This window comes from Streptomyces glaucescens (assembly GCF_002154375.1).
In the GTDB taxonomy this organism is placed as follows: domain Bacteria; phylum Actinomycetota; class Actinomycetes; order Streptomycetales; family Streptomycetaceae; genus Streptomyces; species Streptomyces glaucescens.
On the sequence record NZ_MUND01000615.1, the window covers coordinates 1 to 5,433 of the forward strand.

The 5,433-nt window shown below is 73.2% G+C and carries 6 protein-coding genes; 4 read left to right on the forward strand and 2 right to left on the reverse strand.

Annotated features, from left to right (window positions below):
• Positions 1-161: 161 nt before the first annotated feature.
• On the forward strand, positions 162-1,556 hold the full coding sequence (locus CCN42_RS33110) for an FAD-dependent oxidoreductase (protein ID WP_086741106.1): 1,395 nt from the start codon (positions 162-164) through the stop codon (positions 1,554-1,556).
• A 107-nt stretch (positions 1,557-1,663) separates the two neighbouring features.
• On the opposite strand, the gene CCN42_RS33115 is transcribed toward CCN42_RS33110, so the two are convergent.
• Positions 1,664-1,930 carry a hypothetical protein gene (locus CCN42_RS33115; protein ID WP_086741108.1) on the reverse strand — a complete coding sequence of 89 codons (267 nt, stop codon included), beginning with the start codon at positions 1,928-1,930 and terminating at the stop codon, positions 1,664-1,666.
• A 106-nt stretch (positions 1,931-2,036) separates the two neighbouring features.
• Here CCN42_RS33115 and CCN42_RS33120 point away from each other — a divergent pair, with 106 nt between their 5' ends.
• Positions 2,037-2,861 (forward strand): rhomboid family intramembrane serine protease, encoded by an 825-nt coding sequence (locus CCN42_RS33120; RefSeq protein ID WP_086741109.1) that lies wholly within the window; start codon positions 2,037-2,039, stop codon positions 2,859-2,861.
• Positions 2,862-2,870: 9 nt separating this feature from the next.
• Here CCN42_RS33120 and hemE read toward each other — a convergent pair whose 3' ends face one another.
• Positions 2,871-3,926, reverse strand: a complete 1,056-nt coding sequence (gene hemE, locus CCN42_RS33125) for a uroporphyrinogen decarboxylase (RefSeq protein ID WP_086169398.1) — start codon at positions 3,924-3,926, stop codon at positions 2,871-2,873.
• Positions 3,927-4,040: 114 nt separating this feature from the next.
• Here hemE and CCN42_RS33130 point away from each other — a divergent pair, with 114 nt between their 5' ends.
• Both CCN42_RS33130 and CCN42_RS33135 read left to right on the forward strand, forming a co-directional pair.
• Positions 4,041-4,709 carry a DUF3000 domain-containing protein gene (locus CCN42_RS33130; RefSeq protein WP_086741111.1) on the forward strand — a complete coding sequence of 223 codons (669 nt, stop codon included), beginning with the start codon at positions 4,041-4,043 and terminating at the stop codon, positions 4,707-4,709.
• 310 nt (positions 4,710-5,019) lie between these two features.
• A partial coding sequence (locus CCN42_RS33135; RefSeq protein WP_143662103.1) for a response regulator occupies positions 5,020-5,433 on the forward strand: 414 nt, incomplete at its 3' end.

Sequence of the window (5,433 nt, forward strand, 5' to 3'; positions counted from 1 at the left end):
GGCGGGCCCGCCGCGCGGCGGAGCCGGCCGCGATGACGGCGCTCGGCCCGCTGCCCGCGCGCGCGGAGGGGAGCGGCGGGGCCGGGAGGGCCCAGGTGTCGCGCAGCGCCGAATCGGAGGGGCCGCGCGACTGAAATGCCGGGCGCCCGTAGCGTGTTCGCATGAACATGAGCCGTACGAGGGGTACCCGGCAGCGACTTGTGGTGATCGGCGGCGACGCCGCGGGGATGTCCGCGGCGTCGCAGGCCCGCCGTCTCAAGGGCCAGGAACTGGAGATCGTCGCGTTCGAGCGGGGCCATTTCACCTCGTACTCGGCGTGCGGCATCCCGTACTGGGTCGGCGGCGACGTCGCCGGACGCGACGAGCTGATCGCCCGCACTCCCGAGGAGCACCGGGCGCGCGGCATCGACCTGCGGCTGCGCACGGAGGTCACCGAGATCGACACCGCGGGGCGGCGGGTACGCGCGCGTGACGTCGATTCCGGCGCCGAGTCGTGGACGTCGTACGACCATCTCGTGATCGCCACCGGGGCGCGGCCGGTCCGGCCCGACCTGCCGGGCGCGGACGCGCCCGGGGTGCACGGGGTGCAGACCCTCGACGACGGGCAGGCCCTGCTGGACACCCTCACGGGCACGCGTGGCCGCCGCGCGGTGGTCGTCGGGGCGGGATACATCGGCGTGGAGATGGCCGAGGCGCTCATCCACCGCGGCTACGAGGTGACGGTCGTCAACCGGGGCGGCGCGCCGATGTCCACGCTCGACGCCGACATGGGGCGGCTGGTGCGCGAGGCCATGTCGGGCATGGGGATCACCATGGTGGACGACGCCGAGGTGACCAAGGTGCTCACCGGGGACGACGGGCGGGTGCGGGCGGTGGCGACGCAGGACGCCGAGTACCCGGCGGACGTGGTGGTCCTCGGCATCGGGGTGCGCCCTGAGACGGCGCTCGCCCGCGCGGCGGGGCTGCCCCTCGGCGACCACGGCGGACTGCTCACCGACCTCGCGATGCGGGTGCGCGGCCACGAGGACATCTGGGCCGGCGGGGACTGCGTGGAGGTGCTGGACCTGGTCTCGGGGCGGGAGCGGCACATCCCGCTCGGCACCCACGCCAACAAGCACGGCCAGGTCATCGGCACCAACATCGGCGGCGGCTACGCCACGTTCCCCGGGGTCGTCGGCACCGCGGTCAGCAAGGTCTGCGACCTGGAGATCGCCCGCACCGGGCTGCGCGAGAAGGACGCGCGGCGGGCCGGACTCCAGTACGTGACGGTCACCATCGAGTCGACCAGCCGCGCGGGCTACTACCCCGGCGCCTCCCCCATGACCGTGAAGATGCTCGCCGAACGCCGCACCGGCCGCCTCCTCGGCGTCCAGATCGTCGGCCGGGAGGGCGCGGGCAAGCGCGTGGACATCGCCGCGGTGGCGCTGACCGCCGGCCTGACCGTGGAGCAGGTGGCCCACCTGGACCTGGGGTACGCGCCGCCGTTCTCCCCGGTGTGGGACCCGGTACAGGTCGCCGCGCGCAAGGCCGCGGTGGCGGTGCGGGAGGCGCCGTAGAGGGGTGCGGTGTCTCGCCGGGCGCGGTGAGCGGGGGCTGCTCGCCCAGTTCCCCGTCCCCCCTCGAGGTGGGACCGGTGCACCTCGCTCGGCGACCGCCCCCCGGCCTACGCCGATCCGCTCATCCTCGGCAGGGAGGCCACCGAGGCCGAGGCGGGCTGCTCCGGCCGGGCATGCGCCGCGGGCACGCGCGCGGACCGCAGCCGATGGCTGACGGCCTCGTCCAGCGTCACCGGCCGCTGCATCTGCGCGGCCAGCCGCCCGGCCTCCTGGCCGAGCCGGGCGACGTCCTCCCAGGGAAGCCGGACCACGAGGGCGAGTTCCGCCTCGCCGTCGGGCAGGGCGTGCATCGGAGGGTTCGTACGGTCGCTCATCGCCTGTTCCTCACGTCGTCGTGCCAGGGACGGTCGCCGGGACATACGTACGTGCGGACCGCGCCGTTCACCGGTTCGCGGCGCGCGGCGCGGGCAGTAGTCCCGTGTGGTCATCCCCGTCCATGACGTGAACCCGGTGCGCCGTACGCCCTGGGTGACGTACGCGCTGATCGCCGCCAACGTGCTGGTGTTCCTGTTCATGCCCGGCCTGGCCGGTTCCGTGGCCGGGGACAGCACCCTCGCCCAGCAGTGCCATCTGCACGCGTTCCTCGACCAGTACGCGGCCGTGCCGCAGGAGCTGATCCATCACCGCATGCCGCGGCTCGTGCCGACCGGCGAGACCGCGGTGGGCCCCCAGGGGCCGGGCTGTGTCGTCGGTCCGCCGGGCTACGACAAGTCGCCGGAGCTGAGCGTGCTGACGGCGCTGTTCCTGCACGGCGGCTGGCTGCACCTGCTGGGCAACATGCTGTTCCTGCTGATCTTCGGCAACAACATCGAGGACCGCATGGGCCATGTGCGCTTCGCGCTCTTCTACGCGGTCTGCGGCTTCGCGGCGACCTACGGCTTCGCGCTCGTGAACGCCGGCTCCGCCGAGCCGCTGATCGGCGCCTCCGGGGCGATCGCCGGGGTCCTCGGCGCCTATCTGGTGCTGTATCCGAAGGCCCGGGTGTGGGTCCTGGTGCCGTTCCTGATCTTCCTGCCGCTGCGGCTGCCCGCCTGGATGGTGCTGGGCTTCTGGTTCGGGCTCCAGGCGGTGTACTCCTCCGGCCAGGGCGTCTCCGACGCGGGCACCGTGGCGTACGCGGCGCACATCGCCGGATTCCTCGCCGGGATGCTCCTCGCCTGGCCGCTCAGGCCGGGCACCCCACCGCCGCCGGAGCCGCGCGGCCTGCTCTTCGGCAGGCAGGCCCGGCCCCGGCACACGTGGTGAGCCTCTCGGTCAGCGGGCCGTCCGGGTGTGGACGTAGTCGACCAGGCGGGTCAGCGCGTCCGGGTCGGTGGCCGGCATGACGCCGTGACCGAGGTTGAAGACGTGGCCCTCCAGGCCGGCGGCGGAGTCCAGCACCTCGCGGGTCTTGGCCTCGACGGCCGCCGTGGAGGCGAACAGGACGGTCGGGTCGAGGTTGCCCTGGAGCGCCTTGCCGGGACCGACCCGGCGGGCGGCCTCGTCGAGCGGGACGCGCCAGTCGACGCCCACGACGTCCGCGCCGGCCTCGCCCATGAGGCCCAGCAGCTCGCCGGTGCCGACGCCGAAGTGGATGCGCGGCACGCCATGGTCCGCGACGGCCTGGAAGACCTTCGCGGAGGCGGGCAGCACGGAGCGCCGGTAGTCGACGGGGGCGAGGGCGCCGGCCCAGGAGTCGAACAGCTGGACCGCCGAGGCGCCCGCCTCGATCTGCACCTTCAGGAACGCGGCCGTGATGTCGGCGAGGCGGTCGAGCAGGTCGGCCCACAGCTCGGGGTCGCCGTACATCATCGCCTTGGCGTTCTCGTACGTGCGCGAGGGGCCGCCCTCGACGAGGTAGCTCGCGAGGGTGAACGGGGCGCCCGCGAAGCCGATCAGCGGGGTGGACCCCAGCTCGCGGGTGAGCAGGCCGATCGCCTCGGTGACGTAGGAGACGTCCTCGGGCGTGAGGTCGCGCAGCTGGGCGAGGTCCGCGCGGGTGCGGATCGGGCGCTCGACGACCGGGCCGACACCGGGCTTGATGTCGAGGTCGATGCCGATCGCCTTGAGCGGGACGACGATGTCGCTGAAGTAGATCGCCGCGTCCACCCCGTGCCGGCGCACGGGCTGGAGGGTGATCTCGGTGACCAGCTCGGGCCGCATGCAGGACTCCAGCATGGGGATGCCCTCGCGGACCTTGCGGTACTCGGGCAGCGAGCGCCCGGCCTGCCGCATGAACCACACGGGCGTGTGCGGCACGGGTTCGCGCCTGCACGCCTTGAGGAAGGCGGAGTCGTACGTCGCGGAAGGCTGCGTCTGGTTGGCACTCACGGGCCAAGTTTCGCACGGCGGGCCGACGGCCCCGGCCCGGCCCCGCGCACCCCGGTGCGCCCGGCGGGGTGTCTCTCCCTGCGCCGGGCGCCCGTTCCGCTTAATCTTCCCCGCATGGCTGCGGCTCAGGGACGACTGTCGGACGGCGCTGGCGGAACGGACGATCCGAAGGAGAAGGATCTGCATACGGGCGAGGCGGTTCCGCCGGTCTTCCGATCCGCCGTCGACGCGCTGCGGTCGGCACGGCTGCGCCCGCAGATCGAGGTCGAGCCGACCAGGGCCCCGCAGCGGCTCGCGCCGTACGCGTACGCCCTGGAGGCGACGGTCGTCGACGGTGACCAGGATCTGGCCGACGGCCGTCTGGTGCTGCTGCACGACCCGGCCGGGCACGAGGCCTGGCGGGGCACCTTCCGGCTGGTGACGCTGGTGCGGGCGGAGCTGGAGGCGGAGATGGCGGCCGATCCGCTGCTGCCGGAGGTCTGCTGGTCGTGGCTGACCGGGGCGCTCCAGGCGCGCGGGCTGACCTACGGCGAGCCGAGCGGCACCGTCACCCGGGCCAGTTCGCACTACTTCGGCGGGCTGGCGGCGCGGCCGTCCGCCTCGCAGATCGAGATCCGCGCCTCGTGGACACCGCGGGAGGGGCTGGGCGGCGTCCCGGACACGGGGGCGCATCTGGCGTCCTGGTGCGATCTGCTCGCCCAGGTGGCGGGGCTGCCTCCGGCCGGTCCGGGTGACGCGTCGGTGGTGACGCTGCCGCAGCGGCGGGGACCGCAGTCGCGCTGACCGCGCGCCCTCCTCGCACTCTCCCCGCTCCTTTCCGCTCCCCTCCGCCGCTTCCCCCTGCCGTTCTTCCGCCGTTCCTCTCCCCCTTTCCTCGACCGGAGCCGTTCACTGACCATCTCTTTGTCGATACGGCCACTTTCAATCAGGAGTGGTCGCTCGAACGAACCGATTCGTTCACCGAACGATCGACCGCGTGTCCGAATAGCACCGATTGTTACTCACTAGATCGTGATCATTCTCTAAAGGCCACGAGGTTTGGTGCCGAAGACGTCTGTGACCTTCAAAGCCGTCCCGCACCCCAGGAGGCCTGGTGTCCGTTCTCCTCGAGCAGCCCGCAAGCCTGGTCGCCTACCGCCCGAACAAGCCAACCGCCATGGTCGTCGTCGCCGATCCCCGCGTCCGCTCCACCGTGACCCGCCACCTGTGGGCGCTCGGTGTGCGCGACGTCATCGAGGCGTCGTCCATCGCCGAGGCTCGTCCCCGCATCGGCAACCCCCGCGACATCTGCGTCGCCGACGTCCACCTGCCCGACGGCTCCGGCCTGACCCTGCTGTCCGAGACACGCGCGGCGGGCTGGCCCAACGGGCTCGCCCTCTCCGCCGCCGACGACATCGGCGCGGTCCGCAACGCACTCGCGGGCGGCGTCAAGGGCTACGTCGTCACCGGCACCCGCACCAACGTCGGGCTCCCCACCCGGCCCGGTGCCGCCCGCGAGTGCGTTGCG

Coding starts and splice junctions, on each gene's coding strand:
- CCN42_RS33110 (WP_086741106.1), top strand. CDS start 162: ATGAACATGAGCCGTACGAGGGGTACCCGGCAGCGACTTGTGGTGATC.
- CCN42_RS33115 (WP_086741108.1), bottom strand. CDS start 1,930: ATGAGCGACCGTACGAACCCTCCGATGCACGCCCTGCCCGACGGCGAG.
- CCN42_RS33130 (WP_086741111.1), top strand. CDS start 4,041: ATGGCTGCGGCTCAGGGACGACTGTCGGACGGCGCTGGCGGAACGGAC.